At 48.0% G+C, this 17,535-nt stretch carries 16 protein-coding genes; 8 read left to right on the forward strand and 8 right to left on the reverse strand.

The genetic code is table 11. From position 1 onward, the window contains the following. Positions 1 to 8 precede the first annotated feature (8 nt). Both rbsK and azu read left to right on the forward strand, forming a co-directional pair. Positions 9 to 920 carry a ribokinase gene (gene rbsK / locus HG547_RS15930; RefSeq protein ID WP_144345403.1) on the forward strand — a complete coding sequence of 304 codons (912 nt, stop codon included), beginning with the start codon at positions 9 to 11 and terminating at the stop codon, positions 918 to 920. A gap of 170 nt (positions 921 to 1,090) precedes the next feature. Beyond that, entirely contained in the window at positions 1,091 to 1,567 is a 477-nt protein-coding gene (gene azu, locus HG547_RS15935; protein ID WP_037414424.1) for an azurin, read from the forward strand. A 143-nt stretch (positions 1,568 to 1,710) separates the two neighbouring features. Here azu and HG547_RS15940 read toward each other — a convergent pair whose 3' ends face one another. Beyond that, positions 1,711 to 2,016 carry a DUF3622 domain-containing protein gene (locus HG547_RS15940; protein ID WP_037414426.1) on the reverse strand — a complete coding sequence of 102 codons (306 nt, stop codon included), beginning with the start codon at positions 2,014 to 2,016 and terminating at the stop codon, positions 1,711 to 1,713. 352 nt (positions 2,017 to 2,368) lie between these two features. Here HG547_RS15940 and HG547_RS15945 point away from each other — a divergent pair, with 352 nt between their 5' ends. Then, a complete protein-coding gene (locus HG547_RS15945) occupies positions 2,369 to 3,637 on the forward strand; it encodes a glycerophosphodiester phosphodiesterase family protein (protein ID WP_169548410.1) in 1,269 nt (422 codons plus the stop codon). An 83-nt stretch (positions 3,638 to 3,720) separates the two neighbouring features. Here the strand turns inward: HG547_RS15945 and HG547_RS15950 are convergent, their stop codons facing one another. Next, entirely contained in the window at positions 3,721 to 4,287 is a 567-nt protein-coding gene (locus tag HG547_RS15950; protein WP_011624046.1) for a phosphoribosyltransferase family protein, read from the reverse strand. Between the two features lie 333 nt (positions 4,288 to 4,620). Beyond that, positions 4,621 to 6,387, reverse strand: coding sequence for an alkaline phosphatase D family protein (locus tag HG547_RS15955; protein ID WP_169548368.1), 1,767 nt, complete (start codon positions 6,385 to 6,387; stop codon positions 4,621 to 4,623). A gap of 270 nt (positions 6,388 to 6,657) precedes the next feature. Between HG547_RS15955 and HG547_RS15960 the strand changes: the two genes are divergently transcribed. Further along, complete coding sequence (locus tag HG547_RS15960; protein WP_037414382.1) at positions 6,658 to 7,083, forward strand: CBS domain-containing protein; 426 nt, start codon at positions 6,658 to 6,660, stop codon at positions 7,081 to 7,083. 79 nt (positions 7,084 to 7,162) lie between these two features. Next, entirely contained in the window at positions 7,163 to 7,768 is a 606-nt protein-coding gene (locus tag HG547_RS15965) for a DUF4274 domain-containing protein (RefSeq protein ID WP_169548369.1), read from the forward strand. A gap of 31 nt (positions 7,769 to 7,799) precedes the next feature. Here HG547_RS15965 and HG547_RS15970 read toward each other — a convergent pair whose 3' ends face one another. Then, the gene (locus HG547_RS15970; RefSeq protein WP_169548370.1) at positions 7,800 to 9,161 is read right to left on the reverse strand and encodes an MATE family efflux transporter; all 1,362 of its coding nucleotides are present in this window, start codon (positions 9,159 to 9,161) and stop codon (positions 7,800 to 7,802) included. 327 nt (positions 9,162 to 9,488) lie between these two features. Here HG547_RS15970 and HG547_RS15975 point away from each other — a divergent pair, with 327 nt between their 5' ends. Next, positions 9,489 to 10,403 (forward strand): alpha/beta hydrolase, encoded by a 915-nt coding sequence (locus HG547_RS15975; protein WP_133179776.1) that lies wholly within the window; start codon positions 9,489 to 9,491, stop codon positions 10,401 to 10,403. A gap of 93 nt (positions 10,404 to 10,496) precedes the next feature. Here HG547_RS15975 and HG547_RS15980 read toward each other — a convergent pair whose 3' ends face one another. After that, complete coding sequence (locus HG547_RS15980) at positions 10,497 to 10,979, reverse strand: cupin domain-containing protein (protein ID WP_169548371.1); 483 nt, start codon at positions 10,977 to 10,979, stop codon at positions 10,497 to 10,499. Positions 10,980 to 11,256: 277 nt separating this feature from the next. Here HG547_RS15980 and HG547_RS15985 point away from each other — a divergent pair, with 277 nt between their 5' ends. After that, positions 11,257 to 12,165: a GGDEF domain-containing protein gene (locus HG547_RS15985; RefSeq protein ID WP_169548411.1), complete on the forward strand. Its 909-nt coding sequence runs from the start codon at positions 11,257 to 11,259 to the stop codon at positions 12,163 to 12,165. Positions 12,166 to 12,248: 83 nt separating this feature from the next. Here HG547_RS15985 and HG547_RS15990 read toward each other — a convergent pair whose 3' ends face one another. Beyond that, complete coding sequence (locus tag HG547_RS15990) at positions 12,249 to 14,435, reverse strand: OsmC domain/YcaO domain-containing protein (protein ID WP_169548372.1); 2,187 nt, start codon at positions 14,433 to 14,435, stop codon at positions 12,249 to 12,251. A gap of 216 nt (positions 14,436 to 14,651) precedes the next feature. Further along, positions 14,652 to 14,894 (reverse strand): hypothetical protein, encoded by a 243-nt coding sequence (locus HG547_RS15995; RefSeq protein WP_169548373.1) that lies wholly within the window; start codon positions 14,892 to 14,894, stop codon positions 14,652 to 14,654. Between the two features lie 333 nt (positions 14,895 to 15,227). Between HG547_RS15995 and HG547_RS16000 the strand changes: the two genes are divergently transcribed. Further along, the gene (locus tag HG547_RS16000; protein ID WP_169548374.1) at positions 15,228 to 16,892 is read left to right on the forward strand and encodes a methyl-accepting chemotaxis protein; all 1,665 of its coding nucleotides are present in this window, start codon (positions 15,228 to 15,230) and stop codon (positions 16,890 to 16,892) included. Between the two features lie 136 nt (positions 16,893 to 17,028). Here HG547_RS16000 and HG547_RS16005 read toward each other — a convergent pair whose 3' ends face one another. Next, positions 17,029 to 17,418, reverse strand: a complete 390-nt coding sequence (locus HG547_RS16005; protein WP_169548375.1) for a ribosome recycling factor family protein — start codon at positions 17,416 to 17,418, stop codon at positions 17,029 to 17,031. Positions 17,419 to 17,535 lie beyond the last annotated feature (117 nt).

Genomic DNA, 17,535 nt, shown 5'->3' on the forward strand with positions numbered 1-17,535 from the left:
AACCTTCCATGAGCCATATTCTTGTTATCGGCAGTGCCAACGCCGATCATGTCATGAATTTTGAGTATTTGCCCGCTCCCGGACAAACCCTAAAAAGCCGAAGTTATCGGCTAGAACATGGTGGCAAGGGCGCAAATCAGGCCGTCGCTTGCGCTCGCCTGTGTCTGCCCGATTCTCGCGTGGATTTTATTTGCCATGTAGGCCAAGACGGTATCGGTAATGAAATGCGCAATAGTTGGCTCAAGGACGGTATACAAGCTGATGGCATCACTCAAGTTGCCAATATGAGTACAGGTACAGCGATGATTTTTATCGCTGAAAATGGCGAAAACACGATTGGGATTGCCGCTGGGGCTAATGCCCACCTCAGCCCTGCCGAGTTAGAAAAACATTACGCCCTGTTTGCCAATGCGCAATACCTACTGCTCCAACTCGAAACCCCCACTGAGACGGTGAGTAATGCGCTGCAAATAGCCAAACGTCTTGGTATCACCACTGTGCTTAATCCTGCGCCAGCGGCCACTCAGGAGCTGGACTACCTCAAATGGGTCGACATTATTACTCCCAATGAAACTGAGGCTGAAGCCTTAACGGGTATAGAGGTCAAGCATGAGGAAGATGCCAAACTCGCCGCCCAATGGCTACATCAACAAGGGATTGCGACGGTAGTGATCACCTTAGGCAGCAAAGGCGCATTTATCAGTAGCGCTGGCTTTACCGGGCTAATTCCGGCACTTGAAGTACGAGCCATAGATACAGTCGCCGCCGGTGATACCTTCAACGGTGCACTGGTTGTCGGCTTAAGTGAAGGTATGTCGATTGCCGCCGCCGTCGGCTTTGCCAATGCCGCATCCGCGATCACAGTGACCCGTGAAGGAGCACAACGCGCCATTCCCTACCGCAACGAAGTGCCGCGTTAATGCCTGATGAGTGCGGCAAATTGTCGCACTCAATCTCTTTCAACCAAAAGTTGTATATACATAATTTACATACCGAATTCATTCCCATTTAATGAATTCAACCTATGCTGAGCAGCGCATACTCGAGTCAAACGGCTCGATCCACCTTGTTCAGAATAAGGAAGTACCAGATGAAAGCGAGAAGCACCACTTTCCGTAACATGACTAGCGCAAGCCTACTCGGTCTAGGATTATTCGTCGCCAGCCAAGCGAGTGCTAACGAATGTGAACTCAAGATTGCTGCGACTGACGCAATGCAATTTGACACTAAAGAGCTATCTGTTCCTGCTACCTGTAAAGAAGTCACACTGACCCTAACGCACACTGGCACCCTGCCCAAAGCCGCTATGGGCCACAACTGGGTATTAACTAAAGCCGCAGATATGTCTGCCGTTGCGACCGATGGAATGAGTGCTGGTGCCGATGCAGCTTATGTTAAAGCCGGTGATACCCGTGTTATTGCTCACACTGCGTTAGTGGGTGGCGGTGAATCTACTTCGATAAAATTTAGTACTGCGGGTATGAGCCCAACTGAAGCTTACCAATTCTTTTGCAGCTTCCCTGGTCACTGGGCGATTATGCAAGGTAGCTTTAAAATTCAAGGCTAATCCCATTGCCTAACAGCTACTTAGGGGAATACCTTAAGATGGCATAACAAAAAGCGGACCTTGGGTCCGCTTTTTGTTGAATGCAGATTGGCTCACAAGCCAGCTTGCCTTCGAGACTTTTGTTCCGAGATTTCTTCTGCGATTTATTCTTCGCCGAACTCGTCTTCATCATCAAAATCATCGGCGTCAGTTGCCGCTTCCGCTGCTAATGCAGCCGCTAATTTAGCCTTAGCTTGTTTCTCTGAGCGACGCTTATTACGCTCAACCAGTGTGCCTAAAAACACTTGCAGCTCGGCTTGACCCCAAGCTTGTGCCTCGGCCTCAGTCGCAAAACCATCATGGCTTTTCGACACAACCGTCTTAGTCGACGTCATACGACGGGTGATTTCCGTCTTCCAACCATTTTCAGCTTGAGTGACGCGAAAATCGTATTTTTTACCCTTGCTCATTCTGCTCTATTTCCTAAATGATGCTTGCCACGTTTGTCTTATCAAGCGATACAAACGCCATCATAAAACAAAAGGAGCGCAGTTTACTTGATTTCGGCAAAGAAAGATCGCTTACGAGAAAATTTTCATGCTTAGCACTTTCAAATAGCCGTAATAGTCCCAAAAGTAACGCGACATGCTAGATGATTTTTCGTCCTAATCTTAGTCCTAAGCTCAGTATCAAGCTAGCGTAAAAGCGGCGGGCAAACGGTAACTTTTCTTGTTTTGATCATAAAACTGAACATATTTAGTCATCTAGCCATTTTAGAGTGTGAGGTGAATCCATTTACAAAAACTCAATGTAGGAAAGATGATGAAAACCTCTCCATTAACACGCTACATGCTATTTACCACAACAGCTCTGCTTGCTGGCTGCAACAGTGATACTAAAGATAACGAGACCACAGCACCCACCATTCAAATGGTTGCAGCCCAAGTGGGTGAGCGGCCGCTGTTTTTAGTGCGTCAAATGCAGGACAGCAGCTTAAAGACCCGCTTAGCCCAGTGCGAAACCGATCATTTCTACCGTAGTGATTTTTCCATCGGTCATCGCGGCGCGGCGATGCTGTTTCCTGAACACACCAAAGAATCCTACCAAGCGGCTATTGATTCCGGCGCGGGTATCGTCGAGTGTGATGTGACCTTTACCGCCGATAAAGCCTTAGTCTGCCGCCACTCTCAGTGCGATCTCGCCAGCACGACCAATATTTTGGCCATTCCCGAACTTGCCAATAAATGCTCTGTGCCTTTTACGCCCGCCGATCCGGCCAATGGCATTGCCGCCACAGCAACCTGCTGTACCAGTGATATCACCCTTGCCGAGTTTAAAACCTTAAAGGGTAAGATGGAGGGCGAGAATCCCAAGGCCACCACTGTCGAGGAGTTTATGAATGGTACGCCTAAGTGGCGCACGGATTTATATGCAGGCAATGGCACCCTAATGACCCACGCCGAAAGCATTGAGATGTTCAAAAATGCTGGTGTAAAAATGACGCCCGAGCTAAAAGCCGCGAGCGTAGCTATGCCCTTCGATGGTTTTACTCAGCAAGAGTACGCCCAGAAGATGCTCGATGAATATACCGCAGCAGGTGTCGATGCCTCACAGGTCTTTCCTCAATCCTTTATTTTGGATGACATTAAATATTGGGTCGCCAACGCGCCTGAATTTGCTAAACAGGCAGTATTTCTCGATGACAGGTACGATTATAACAACGCCTTCGATCCGCAAAATTCAGCGACTTGGTCACCCTCAATGGCCGATTTAAAGGCCCAAGGCGTCGAAATTATCGCGCCGCCACTCTGGGTTTTAGTCGCTTTAGATGCGGATAAAAAAATCATTCCATCGGAATATGCCAAAGCCGCGAAAACAGCGGGACTGAAGATTATCACTTGGACCTTGGAACGCTCAGGATTATTGAAAGATGGCGGTGGTTGGTATTATCAAAGCATCACCGATGCCATTGATAATGAAGGTGATACCTACGAGCTGCTCGATGTGCTAGCCAAAGATGTGGGCGTGATTGGCGTGTTTTCGGACTGGCCGGCGACTGTGACTTACTATGCCAACTGCATGGATTTATAGGCCGAATAAATAGGCTCTATTTCAAAACCGAGAAACAAAAAAGCGTTAGCCAAAACTGCTAACGCTTTTTTAACAGATTCTTTTTACTTAAAAAGATGCTGAATATTTTTTAAATCGCCCTTACCTTCGGCAATTTCTTCCGGCGTTAAGCCCGTCACTTCGTGTGGGAACACTAACCAGTCTTCAGAGGCATGGATATAGTAATCAGGCTTTAAAGGCACAGCGGTATTCTTTGGCTTGTAATAAGGGCAAGCGATACGAATATCCTGCGGCATGTTTAAACGCATCAGTTGGCTTAACTTTTCCTTCAGCGCGTGGATGCTACGGCCAGAGTCAAACACATCGTCCACAATCAGTAAGCTATCGCTAGCATTCGCATTTTCAACAATGTAATGCAGACCATGCACTTTGATTTCTTTGCTTTGCTTGTCGGTACCAATACCGTAGTAAGACGAGGTACGTACGGCGATATGGTCGGTTTCAACCTTCTTAAAGTCGAAAAACTCTTGTACCGCGATCCCAATTGGAGCACCGCCACGCCAAATACCCACGATAAACTGCGGACGGAATCCACTCTCATAAACCTGTGAAGCTAATAGAAATGAATCTTCGAGCAGTTGCTGTGCGGTAACGAAATATTTTTCTGACATGACACCGATCCCCATCTTAATTATTGATTTTAGGTGTTAAAGCGAGCGCTTTTACCTAGTAAGGTCTGTTCGGCGTCCAAAACACGAGAACAGCATTCTCTTCATAAGAGTCCTAGCAAGTGTAGGCAGCCGCCGAATTTTGGGAGCGAATTTTATACCAAAAAAAACCGCCGTGCTGCAGTTATAGTCATAAGTTGCAGGTGAACGGCCGTTTATTTTGCATTTTTAGGACGGAACTAACAAAAAGCGTACAAAAAAGGCCACCCAAAGGTGGCCAACAAGGAACGAGCACAGGCTCAAAGCAAAGCATGGAGCTTAAGTGTGGCGCTTAAGTTAGCTCACAGGGTTGATAACGTGTTCACCGACCTTAGTCATGGCGCTATAGCTGCGGCTGATCGACTCTTCAAATTCCTTCGCCAGAATCGTGCTGACATAATGCCAGTCGCTACGCACCGCTTCTTTAGTGAAGGTTAAGGTCATAAAGCCGCGATCTTTAAGGTTGGTGTATTTAAGATCTGGCACCAACTCGACGATCGCCGCCTCGGTCGCGGGGATCTGTTCCGCTGGCAGATTTAAGTAGTATTCCAGTCCAGGTGATGACACTGAGCTTGTGGCAAACTCCACCCCCACACTATCACCGTTAACGTCTTTTAACTCATTCGCCCAGGCGTTATGGGTGTCACCCGCAATCACCACTAGGTTATGATTTTTCGATTTAGCCGTGCCTAAAATCACTTCCCTTTCATAGGCATAACCATCCCATGCATCCAAGTTATAGGGAATAGATGGCAGTTGCAGCAGGGCAATCACTTCTGGCGTTAACAAGGCTTGATTGGCCTGTAAGTACTGTAATTCCGCTGCCGTTAGGGTTGGATCATTTGCTGCCGCGCGAGCGGCTAACTTCGCCAGCGCCCCAAGCATGGCATATTGCGGAATGCTCATTTGCTGGGTAGCGATCGCCGCAGGCAGGGACATCTTGCCCATCAGGATCTGTTGGCCTAACACCTGCCAAGTGCCCGTGGCTTGCAATAAAGTACCCTGCAGCCAGAGTAATTGGGTTAAGCCTAGCATGGTGCGCGTGGTCGATGTCACATCGGCAAGGAAACGCTCCCCATCGAAGGCGCCCGTGCTGGCATCCATATAATCGGCGTAGTCGAGCTGCTTATCCCGGGCCAAAACGCGCGTGTCCAGCATATGTAAGTCGACTAAGTTACCGTAACTGAAGCTGCGGTAGATCTCCTCATGGTTACCCTCGCGCCATGGACGGATTGGCAGCCACTCGAAGTAGGCCTGTAGCGCGGCTTCTTTACGCACCGCAAAATCCCCTTCGCCTTCGTTGTGGTTCTCGGCGCCATCACGCCAGGTATCGTTTGCCACTTCGTGGTCATCCCATACCGTAATAAATGGCACTTTCGCGTGCAATTTTTGCAGGCTAGTATCTGAACGATACTGGCCATAACGAGTACGGTAATCGCTAAGCGTCAGCAGTTCGTTGGCGGGTAACACTTCACGGCCAAGCTCTGCCGCATGTTCGCTGGCATAGCCACCACGGGCATATTCATAGATATAGTCACCCAGATGCACCACAGCATCGAGGTCATCCTGCGCCGCAGCCAGTTCATACACGTTAAAATAACCAGCAGGAAAGTTAGCGCAGGACATAACGGCGAGTTTTACCGAACTCACTTCGCCCTCGGGTAAAGTGCGGGTCTTGCCCACCTCGGAGGTTTTTCCGCCCGTCATAAAGCGGTAAAAATAGGTTTGTCCCGCACGTAAACCGCGGGCATCGATTTTGACCGTGTAATCACGGTTAGCATTAGTGACCATCTCCCCAGTGGTCACTAATTGTGAGAATGCCGCGTCGCTGGCGACTTGCCAGCTCACTTTAACATCCCCTGCAGAATCAGGCGTCACACGGGTCCAGAGGATCACCGCGTCTTGCGCTGGGTCACCGCTGGCGACACCATGTAAAAACTGCGCGGGCACAGAGTTATCATCATCACTGTCACTACACCCCATTAGGCCGTAGGAAATCACTGCGGCACCAATACCTTTGGCTGATATTGCTAAAAAATCACGACGAGTCACGGTTCGTTTCATTATTATTATTCCTTTCTAAGATGAGGGTTCACTGGTATGAGGTCTAATGAGGCCCCGATTGTGAGACATCACTGTTACACATTTGTGACATCTTTGTCAGCCTTTTATGATTTCTTTTAATTCATAGCCTTATACTGAATAGCGTACTTTATTTGTACAGCACTGGCACAAGCTATGATTAAGCTGCTAACATCGGATCAGTGGCAAATCGCTCAGATTTTGGCTCATGCTGAGTCAAACCAGAGCATTGTTAAAAAAGGAATTTATAGGATGAAAGTCAGCGATATTATGAGCACAGAGGTCATCTGCATCAGCGATGGTGCGAGCCTTAAAGATGCCCACCACTTAATGCAAACCCGCGGCGTGCGCCATTTACCTGTGATATCCGAAACCGACGGCACATTAGTCGGTATTCTTACCCATAAAAAGATGATCGCCAGCGTATTGTCTATGTTGAATAAATACGGCCAAGGCGCATTGGATCGCAAAGAGCGCTATACCCCCATAGCGACTGTGATGGACAAAGACTGCCAGCAGTTAACTGCGGATGAGCCCTTAACCGTGGTGGTGGAATACTTTATCGACAACAAACTCGGCTGCTTACCTGTAGTGGATAACGATAAGAAAGTATTAGGGATTGTCACCTCATCCGACTTTATTAAGCTCTGTCGTACCCTGCTGCAACAGCAAGCTTAACGCCTAAAATTTTCCCAATTTCTCGCCAGCTCTCGCAGAGCTGGCGAGTGTGGTTATTTCAACATTCCTAAGGAAGCACGTGGCCAAGTTATTAACCCAAGAACAATTTATCCGCGCCTATGAATGCGCCGAATTAGGCTGTATTGCCAATCAACAACGACTCGCCCAATTGCTCGCCGATCCCGATTATGACGCTTTACATGAATACAGCGCTTACTTTGGCAAAGCGGCGACGCAAATCACCTGTATCAGTGACTTACAAAGTATGGAGGAATTGCATTTTGTCGCGGGCAACTTAAATTGGGATGACCATGATCCCGATATGGTCAGAGCGATTATCGAACATCCACTCTGTGATGCAGGTACCGCCTTATTGCTCTACTGGTACGGACAAGGCTTTTATTACTCCACACCGGAGAGGCTCGACACGCCTTTTGGACAGCAATTCAAAACCATCACCGAACGGTTTGTTGCGCGCGGCTATACCAGTTATAAAATCCATTTTGACCCGATTAAAGAATGTTTTATGCCCTCATTGAATGATGTCCTCACCAATGGATATCAAATTCCTGGTGCGCTTTTTGCCCCTTACAGCACAATGGAAATCGAAACCGATGAAGGGCATCCAAGGTATCTGCAATTTAAAAATGAACTGCTGAAATTGGGTAAATGGGGCCAACAATAAGCCCCGAGCTGTCTTTAAGCTATTAACGTGATTAAACAGGCGTTGCTGGCGGAATACGGGTAAAACGCTGCCAGCGACCCGAGCGCCAACGGTGCACCATAATCAAGCCTCGCACCCATTCATCGGCTGCAACCGCAAGCCAAGCAGCCAGCACGCCATAACCTAAGTGCAGCCCAAAGAACCAAGCCAATAACACGCCAATTCCCCACATGCTAAACAGGCCAACCCGCACCGGAAACGCCACATCCCCCGCGCCTTTTAATGCCGAAATAATCACCAGATTAAAGACTCGGCCGGTTTCCAGCGCGATAGAGCCCAATAGCAGAAGTGCAGTAAGTTGAATCACTTCAGGGTTTTCACTCAGCCAGCCCACAATGGTAAAGCGCTGCCAATAAAAGGCTAACACTATGGCGAGGGAGGCAATAAAGCCCACAAGGCAATACTTCTGCACCCGTACAGTAATCTCATCGAACCATTGTTTACCGACGTAGTAACCGGTTTGAATTTGCGCCGCCTGCCCGAGCGCCACCGCAAAACAGTAAATAAAGCGGCTGATATTCAAGCCATAGGTATAAGCCGTTAAAGAGAGCGTGCCCATCTGACTAATAAAATAGATGATGGTCATCTGCGCCACATTGTAGGACAGCATTTCGCCCGCATTAAGCAAACCTATGCGCATCACGCTCCAATAGGTGCTGCGCGGCAATAATTTAAGTCGCTGCATTGGCAGCGGAATATGCTTACTGCGGATCACCGCCAGCATAATCAAGGCACCAATCATCTGGCTGGTGACAGTTGAAATCGCCACACCAGTTACCCCATAAACTGGCAAACCAAAGGGAGAATAGAGGGCAATATAGTTACCGAGCACATTCATCAACCCCGTGCTAGAGGTGACTAACATGGCGGATCGAGTAAAGCCGTAGCTGCGTAAGATGGCGGCAAAGGCGATGTTCATTACCAGCCCGATACTCAAACTGCCGCAGATCAGCAGATAATCGTAACCATAGCCCGCAACCTTAGGCTCTAACTCAAATAAACCGATAATGCCGTGGGCACCGAAAAACATCGATGCCCCCATAACCACGGCTAAACTTAAACTTAAGGCCACGCTGGCCACGCCAATATCGGTCGCTTGCTGCGTCTGCCCCGCACCATTATTTTGGCTGATCAGAATGCTGGCGCCCGTGCTCACCATCATGGACATCACCATCATAAAAAACATCAATTGGGTGGTGAGTCCGACCGCCGCAACCGCATTATCGGAATAATGGCTCAGCATAAAAATATCGCTGATCCCGAGTAAGGATTGCAGCAATGTTTCGATAAAAATCGGCCAAGTGAGGGCAACAATGCCCATGCGTTGTTGCAGGGTTTTAGCTGGTGTGGCCACGTCCGATCCTTACCGCGGGAAGACAAGTGAAATAGCAATAGCACGCCAAGGCTAGCGAACGGTAATTTTCTTACATTTTTAGATTGTGCTCAATCCTTCATCAAGCCTAAAACCAGCCCCTGCAACCGTATTCATTGGGTGGAGCTCAATTCATTGAAGTCGAAAAACATCAGCAACGTCTCAATTAACAATCTTTAATCGACTGAAATAGCAGGGATTAATACCATATCACCCAATATACACTACCCTTTTTGATATTGAGCCGATACACTTTGCCGACCACAAAGGGCGATAAGCGCTCGCCGAATATATTCAGGGAAACTGCACATGAGCCAACTCTATTTAGAAGACGGAATTAAACAATTAGTGAGCGAGTTTATCGCCGCAGGTTGCCCTTCGGTCCGCGAGCAAAGCCTTGAGGAACGCCGCCAAGGTTACATCGCCAGCACAGTATTGGCAGGTGAGCCGGAGGCTGTGTTTGAGGTCAAAACCTTATCCCTTGAGGGCATAGAGTTAACCCTATTTAAGCCCTCGGCAGATAACAATTTACCCGTGGTTATTTACTATCACGGCGGTTGTTTTGTCAGCGGCGGCATCGCTACTCATAATCAGCAACTGCGTAAAATTGCCAATGATTCCGGTGCATTAGTGGTGGCGGTCAGCTATCGTCTCGCCCCAGAGCATGTGTACCCCGCAGCCCATGACGATGCCTTCAATGCGGCCAATCTCGTACAGCAACATTGCCAGCAATGGGGCGGTGACAACACTAATATCACTCTGATGGGCGACAGTGCCGGCGGCCATTTAGCCTTAGTCACTTGCCTACGGTTAAAGGCAAAGGGGGAATGGTTGCCTAAAAAACAAGTGCTTATCTATCCGATGTTGGATGCGACCGCCAAAAGCCAGAGCTATATCGACAATGGCGACAAGTACATTATCACCCGCGACACGCTGCTCACGGGCTTTGATATGTACCTCGACTGGCATCCCAGAACCGATGTCGAAGCCAGCCCGCTGCGCAGCCAAGATTTAGCCGGTTTACCCGAAACTCATATTATTACCGCCGAGTTCGATCCCCTGTTAGATGAGGGCGAACAGCTGTTCCGTAATCTATTAGATGCGGGCGTCAATGCCCATTGCCGCCGCTATTTAGGGGTGATCCACGGCTTCTTCCAACTCGCTGGCGTCAGCCAATCGGCGCGGGATGCCATGGTGCAGATAACCCACATTATTCGCTCTTAACCTCACTAAGCCGCATGTCTAGATAAAAGACATGCGGCGATTGAATCCATTCAACGAATAGCCTATTGCATGATAACGCAATGATCTACTGCGCTATTTTACCTCTGGCCGACTTAATTTGTAGATGATTTCTTTATGCTGCGGATACATCGCCAGCAAAGCTTCTTGGCTAAACAACTCAAAGTCATCGAAGGTAAAGCCAGGTGATACCATACAGCCCACCAGCGAGAATCCATCTTGATTCATCGCCGAACCAAAAATACAGCCCTTAGGCACTAAAAACTGTGGCCTTTCGCCCGCAGCTAAATCGAGTCCTAACTGCGCCGTGGTCAGCTCGCCTTCGGGGGAAATCATATAAATCGTCAATGATTGCCCCGCATGGAAATACCACATCTCATCGGCCGTGAGTCGATGAAAATGCGACACTTCACCCGTTCGCAGTAAGAAATAAATACTGCTCCACAGCTGACGACTCGAATCGAAGGCCGAATCGGAGCGATAAGACGAACGGTAATATCCGCCTTCTGCATGCTGCTCAAGCGCTAAATACTGAATAAAATCATCTGCCGTGTGCATGCCATTTCCTCGTTTTAAATGTTAATGCGCCAAAGTTTACACTCTCACCTAAATGGGATTAACCCTAATTGTTTGCAGATCGAGGATTTGACCACAAAAACCACCTAAACTGATAAAGCTAGTCGACTATTCATCATATTGTTAACAATGCTGAACCCAAGTTTAAGGTTTGAATATCCACAAAAAAAAGCTAAATTCAAAACCAAATGACTGCCAATAATGACATTTGCAGTAGCAAGGATAATGAACACATAAAATGTGTCAGGGAGTAGATTTGATGATCAATGTTGAGCAAATCGCTTTAGTGCTGGACGCCCTACCCGATCCAGCGTTTATCCTTTCCCAAAGTGGCCGTTATATTGCGGTGTTTGGCGGTAAAGATGATCGTTATTACCATGATGGTAGTGGATTAGTCGGCCTATATATCAGTGACGTATTAAACGAAGAAAAAGCCAATTATTACCTCAGCATTATTGAACAAGCTTTAATAAGCCGTAAATTGCTCATCGAAGAATATGAGCTCAGTAACAAGGATATCAAAGGCTTACCCGAACAAGGCCCCACCGAACCTATTTGGTTTGAAGGGCGCATTCAGGCATTAGATTTTCTCGTCGATAATGAACCCGTGGTGCTGTGGGTCGCCAGCAATATCTCCAAACGCCATCAGCTTGAAGTCCAGCTTCGGCAATTAAGCGATACAGACCAACTCACAGGACTATTTAACCGTCGCCGATTAGAGCGCGACTTAAACCTGCTGTTCGATACCTATAGTCGGCACCGCATTCCCGCCTCGATCTTAGTGCTCGATCTGGACAATCTAAAATTGATCAACGATCAACTTGGTCACCATGCGGGTGATAACGTCATAATGGCAGTGGCCGACAGTTGCAAGCAGCAATTTCGCAAAACCGACAGTGCCTACCGTTTTGGTGGGGATGAGTTTGTCGTCGCCCTGCCAGGCGTTGAATACGATCAAGCCATAGTGTTTGCAGAATTTCTCTGCGATTGCTGCTTCAAAGCACTACAAAAACACGCCGTAAAAGGGCTCTTCGCCACCGTCAGTATTGGTGTCGCCACCATAGAGACGAGCGATAAATCCTATGAAGACACCTTAAAACGCGCCGATGCCGCGCTCTATCAAGCCAAGCGGAATGGTAAGAATCGCGTAATAGCCAATAGTGCTTAAGGCTGTATATCCGTGGCAACGGCCATTAAAAAAGCGAACCTAGGTTCGCTTTTTTACTCATATCAAATACTTAATATTTACTATTAGTTCGCTGCTTTGGCCTTGCGGGCGGCGTGCAGTTTCTTATAGCTTTCGATAAGTCTTAGGTGCGGTTCAATCCCTTCGAGCTGCATGCTGGTCTTAGTTAAACCGCTGAAACGGACTTTACCAGTAACGCTGCCGACCACTTGTTCCATCACTTCCGCACCAAACATGCGAGTAAAGTTATGGCTAAAGTCTTCGAGTTCAAGGTCTTCATCCAGTGTCACTTCCAGTACCGCGCTCATTGCTTGGTAGAACAAATTGCGCTTCACGGTATTGTCGTTAAATTGCAAAAACTCACCGACTAATTCCAGCGCCTCTTCATGCGCGCCAAGTGCAAGATAAATCAGGATTTTAAGCTCGATAATCGTCAACTTGCCCCAGACGGTGTTTTCATCGAAGACGATACCAATCAGGGTACGAATATCGGTGTAGTTATCCAGCTGACTTTCCTCTAAGCGATTTACTAGGTTAACCAATTGCTTAGTGCTTAAGGAATGCAGATTCAGAATATCTTCCCGGTAATCCAGCGCCTTGTTGGTGTTGTCCCAAATCAGGTCTTCTACTGGATAAACCTCAGAGTAATCAGGGACTAAAATACGGCAAGCCGATGCGCCTAACTGGGTAAATTCGGCAACATACACCTCTTTACCAAGATCTTCTAAAATGCCAAATAAACGGTCCGCTTCCTCTTCATTAGTGCCAGAGAAATCCCATTCGCAGAACTCATAGTCATGCTTGCTGCTAAAGAAGCGCCAGGAGATCACCCCCGTTGAGTCGATAAAGTGCTCGACAAAGTTTTCAGGCTCGCTCACCGCCATGCTATTAAAGGTCGGTTTTGGCACATCGTTTAAGCCTTCAAAACTGCGACCTTGGAGTAATTCGGTCAGGCTGCGCTCCAATGCCACCTCAAAACTTGGGTGGGCGCCGAAGGAGGCAAATACCCCGCCGGTTTTCGGGTTCATCAGCGTCACGCACATCACCGGGAATTGGCCGCCTAGTGAGGCGTCTTTCACCACCACAGGGAAGCCTTGTTCTTCTAAGCCCTTAATGCCAGCAAGAATACTTGGGTATTTTTCTAACACCGACATAGGCACATCTGGCAGAACGATTTCTTGCTCGATAATTTGGCGTTTCACCGCGCGCTCGAAGATCTCAGAGAGACACTGCACTTCGGCTTCTTTCAGGTTATTACCCGCGCTCATGCCGTTGCTTAAGAACAGGTTTTCAATCAGGTTTGATGGAAAGTACACTGTCTCGCCATCGGATTTGCGGGTATAAGGAATCGCACAAATACCGCGTTCACGATTGCCCGAGTTAGTGTCGATAAGATGCGAGCCACACAGTTCCTCATCGGGATTGTAAATCTCGAGGCAATAGTCATCTAACAGGCCTGCTGGCAGCGAATCGTCCTCTTCTAAAGCAAACCATTTTTCATTCGGGTAATGCACAAACTCGCTACTCGCGATCTCAACCCCAAAGAATTGATCGTTATAGAAGAAGTTATTGTTTAAACGCTCGATAAACTCGCCGAGGGCCGAGCACAGCGCGCTCTCTTTGGTTGCGCCTTTACCATTGGTAAAACACATGGGCGATGCGGCATCGCGGATATGCAGCGACCACACATTGGGCACAATGTTGCGCCATGAGGAGATCTCAATCTTCATCCCCAAATCGGCGAGCATCGCCGTCATATTGGCAATGGTCTGCTCCAGCGGTAAGTCTTTACCCAAAATATAGGTGCTGCTCTCTCCAGCGGGATGACCCATCAACATGGCATTGGCATCGGCATCGAGGTTTTCAACGGTTTCGATTCTAAATTCTGGGCCAGTCTGCACCACTTTCTTCACTGTGCAGCGGTCGATAGAGCGCAAAATACCTTCGCGGTCTTTATCCGAAATATCGTCGGGCAATTCGACATTGATCTGGAAAATCTGGTTATAGCGATCTTCTGGATCGACAATATTGTTTTGCGACAGGCGGATATTGTCCGTCGGAATATCGCGGGATTTACAATATACCTTCACAAAGTAGGCCGCACACAGCGCCGAAGAAGCTAAGAAGTAGTCGAAGGGACTCGGCGCCGAGCCGTCGCCCTTATAACGGATGGGCTGATCGGCCGTGACCGTAAAATCGTCGAACTTGGCTTCGAGTCTCAGGTTGTCGAGAAAATTAACTTTGATTTCCATTAGAATTTTTCCACTCAATATGCTCAAACGCGGTAATCGCATCCGTTACCGCACAGCATTGCCCTTGGGCGCTATCGTCTGGGGGAATTATCGGTGTTTTTCGACCATTAGTCTTGGGTTAATTATGTTAAAAAAACACCAGCGGGATTTTTATGTAGTGAGCAGCAAGTAAAACAGTGGGATTTATTGCGGCATTGACTGTGGTTTGGCCAAGGATTAATGCTCAGCACTACCTTGCTTATCCGCCTCGCGTTTAACCAGTAGAAAGGTTAAATACATCTTGGTCGGCAGGGATAAGGCCATCCCAACGGCAACGCAAACGGCGCTGATAATAATCCCCTTAACACCCATGGCTTCGACGGTTTGATTAAAGTTATGCAGATAAATGCCAAGCACAATCAGGCACAGCCCGATGCTAATACAGATTTTTAAGAGGGTGATCAACCGTTGGTTGGTCACAGTCCTGCCCCTTTTAGTGTGCGCATTTGGTATGTGTCCATCTCGCCTTGTCCACCTCACCTTGATTAAGCTTGAGCTGCGACTCTTGCCCACTTAAGCGAACAAACGCCCTGTCGCATTTTATCAAGAATAACTAATATAATGAGCGCATTGGCTTATTTAGGCTTTGATTAAGATCAACGAAGTACTGCGAGCCGCCCTCATCCTTAAGTCAAATATCATTAAGGTTTTTTGTCGGTTACATTAGATTTTTGTTAACTTAAGCACTTAAGAAGAATGGGGATTAGTTATACTGCCCTGCAAATATAGAGGCTTATTTCGGAGTTGTTAAGCATGTCTAATCTCAGTTTACGTAACAAATTGCTCCTGTTAGCGCTGTTCCCGTTACTCTTAACCCTCGTCATACTGATGACTGTTTCCTACCATATTGAACAAGAATCTCTTGCCGATGAGGTCACCGCATTTAGAGAAAAGCTGATTGGCGAGCGTAAAACCCAAATCAAAGAAGCCACCCAAATCGCCGCAGGCATAGTGCAATATCAGTTATCATTAAAAGAACAGGGCAATGTCAATCAAGCCCTACGTGATATCCGCTTTGGTAGTTCGGGCTACTTCTTTATTTACGATTCCCAAGGTAAAAACCTGTTCCATGCGGTCATGCCCAATCTCGAAGGGCAAAATAAAATCGATATGACCGACCCCCGCGGCACCAAAATCATTGTCGGTTTACTCAATGCAGCGAAAAACGGTGACGGTAACTTCTCGTTTTATTTCCAAAAGCCAAATACCAACGAGCAAATCGAAAAAATCGGCTACTCCATGATGATCCCAGGCACTGATTGGATGCTCGGCACAGGCGCCTATATCGACGATATCGATGCCGTGGTTGAGGATTACCGTGCTACCGCCACTGAACAAATGATGAGTAAATCCCTTGGGGTGTTATTAATTGCGCTGATACTGGCGGCAATTACTGCCGCAGTAATCCTTTTGACAGCTCATCGCATGGTGACGCCGATTAAGAATATGGCCGATAACTTAAACGATATAGCCAAAGGCGAAGGCGATTTAACTAAACGCCTTACAGTGACGGGTGAGGATGAAATCGCCCAATTAGGCCGCTCCTTCAACCTGTTTGTCGATAAACTGCAAACCATCATTGGTGATGTGGCAAACGCGACCGCCAAAGTCAAAAGCGCGGCCAACGCGATTCACGACCAAACCAAGGTGATGTCGAGCCAGCTTATCAGCCATAACAATGAAACGGATCAAGTGGTTACCGCCATTACTGAGATGTCTGCAACCGCGAGTGAAGTAGCGCAAAATACCACCCAAGTGGCCGAGGCTACCCATGCCGCCACGGGCGATGTGGCCAATGCCCAGCGTTGTGTCGATGCCTCGCTAGAGGAGATTTCAGCGCTAATGGCGCAAATCAATAATGCCGCCAGCAATATTCAATCCTTGAGTGAACAATCCAAAAAAATCAACAGCGTACTCTCGGTTATCGGCGGCATTGCCGAGCAAACCAACCTGTTGGCATTAAACGCCGCGATTGAAGCCGCACGCGCGGGTGAACAGGGACGCGGCTTTGCCGTGGTCGCCGATGAGGTGCGTAGCCTCGCCAGTCGTACTCAATCAAGCACATTAGAAATCAACGAGATGCTATCCGAACTGCACAAGCTTGTAGCCTTGGCAGTCAATACCATGGAAGAGAGTCAGCAGAGTTGTGTGCGTTCGGTAGACTCGTCCCGCGCTATCTCAGACAGCCTTGGCTCTGTGACCTCGGCAGTAACCGCCATCAATGATATGAGTACCCAAATCGCCACCGCGGCAACCGAGCAAAGCTCAGTGACCGAAGAGATCAATCGCAATGTGTTTGCTATTCAAGAAATTGTGAATGAGCTACTGCACTCCAGCGAAGATGCGGCAAGAGTGAGCCAAACCGTGTCACAGGAAGGGACGAATCTGGGTAAACTTGTGGGTCAATTTAAGATTTAACGCCTAAGACTTCATGTCGGCGTTAGTCGATTAAGTGTTAGTCGATTCGGCATAAATAGCTATCTTTAACCACCTAAGGCCTCAAGCAATTGAGGCCTTTTTCTTAGTGGCAGCCAGCTAATGACCACGCCCAAGCTCAGAGCTCGGCATCAAAGCGCGCCAATCTTGCCTCAGTTATGCTGCATTGGGTTTGCTGCATCAGTTCGCCTAAGGTGATTGCGGGGTTTTGGTTGATTAGGCGGATCAATTTTGCGCTGAGTGGTTCAAGCTTATCGGCGTGTTGTAATAAGCCGCTGTCGATCTTTTTGATCATAAAGGCAAATTCGGCAGCATCACTCTGGGCTGTTAACTCTGCGCAGCAGCTTTGAATGGCGATAGCCTGCCCTGTGATACTCCAATTACGGGAGCGGCGCACCCGCTTAAGCTCGCAGCCGTGCTTTAGCGCCATTGCCTGCGCCCGCTTTGCCGCCTCGCGGCCGATACGATGGATAAGGGATGGCAAGAGAATACTAATATCATCGTGCATAGTGGTTAGATTCAGCCCTACTTAGCGATAAAAATGATTGATATATAAGTGAATGATACATAATGAATTAGAGACATAAGTGCTTAAATACCGTAGTGGTTATCGGAATAACAACCA

The sequence above is a fragment of the Shewanella sp. DNRA4 genome (assembly GCF_012843185.1).
In the GTDB taxonomy this organism is placed as follows: Bacteria; Pseudomonadota; Gammaproteobacteria; order Enterobacterales; family Shewanellaceae; genus Shewanella; species Shewanella xiamenensis.

Excerpts from the sequence above, each read along its gene's own strand:
- rbsK (WP_144345403.1), top strand. The coding sequence starts at position 9 with ATGAGCCATATTCTTGTTATCGGCAGTGCCAACGCCGATCATGTCATG.
- azu (WP_037414424.1), top strand. The coding sequence starts at position 1,091 with ATGAAAGCGAGAAGCACCACTTTCCGTAACATGACTAGCGCAAGCCTA.
- HG547_RS15940 (WP_037414426.1), bottom strand. The coding sequence starts at position 2,016 with ATGAGCAAGGGTAAAAAATACGATTTTCGCGTCACTCAAGCTGAAAAT.
- HG547_RS15945 (WP_169548410.1), top strand. The coding sequence starts at position 2,369 with ATGAAAACCTCTCCATTAACACGCTACATGCTATTTACCACAACAGCT.
- HG547_RS15950 (WP_011624046.1), bottom strand. The coding sequence starts at position 4,287 with ATGTCAGAAAAATATTTCGTTACCGCACAGCAACTGCTCGAAGATTCA.
- HG547_RS15955 (WP_169548368.1), bottom strand. The coding sequence starts at position 6,387 with ATGAAACGAACCGTGACTCGTCGTGATTTTTTAGCAATATCAGCCAAA.
- HG547_RS15960 (WP_037414382.1), top strand. The coding sequence starts at position 6,658 with ATGAAAGTCAGCGATATTATGAGCACAGAGGTCATCTGCATCAGCGAT.
- HG547_RS15975 (WP_133179776.1), top strand. The coding sequence starts at position 9,489 with ATGAGCCAACTCTATTTAGAAGACGGAATTAAACAATTAGTGAGCGAG.
- HG547_RS15980 (WP_169548371.1), bottom strand. The coding sequence starts at position 10,979 with ATGCACACGGCAGATGATTTTATTCAGTATTTAGCGCTTGAGCAGCAT.
- HG547_RS15985 (WP_169548411.1), top strand. The coding sequence starts at position 11,257 with ATGATCAATGTTGAGCAAATCGCTTTAGTGCTGGACGCCCTACCCGAT.
- HG547_RS15990 (WP_169548372.1), bottom strand. The coding sequence starts at position 14,435 with ATGGAAATCAAAGTTAATTTTCTCGACAACCTGAGACTCGAAGCCAAG.
- HG547_RS16000 (WP_169548374.1), top strand. The coding sequence starts at position 15,228 with ATGTCTAATCTCAGTTTACGTAACAAATTGCTCCTGTTAGCGCTGTTC.
- HG547_RS16005 (WP_169548375.1), bottom strand. The coding sequence starts at position 17,418 with ATGCACGATGATATTAGTATTCTCTTGCCATCCCTTATCCATCGTATC.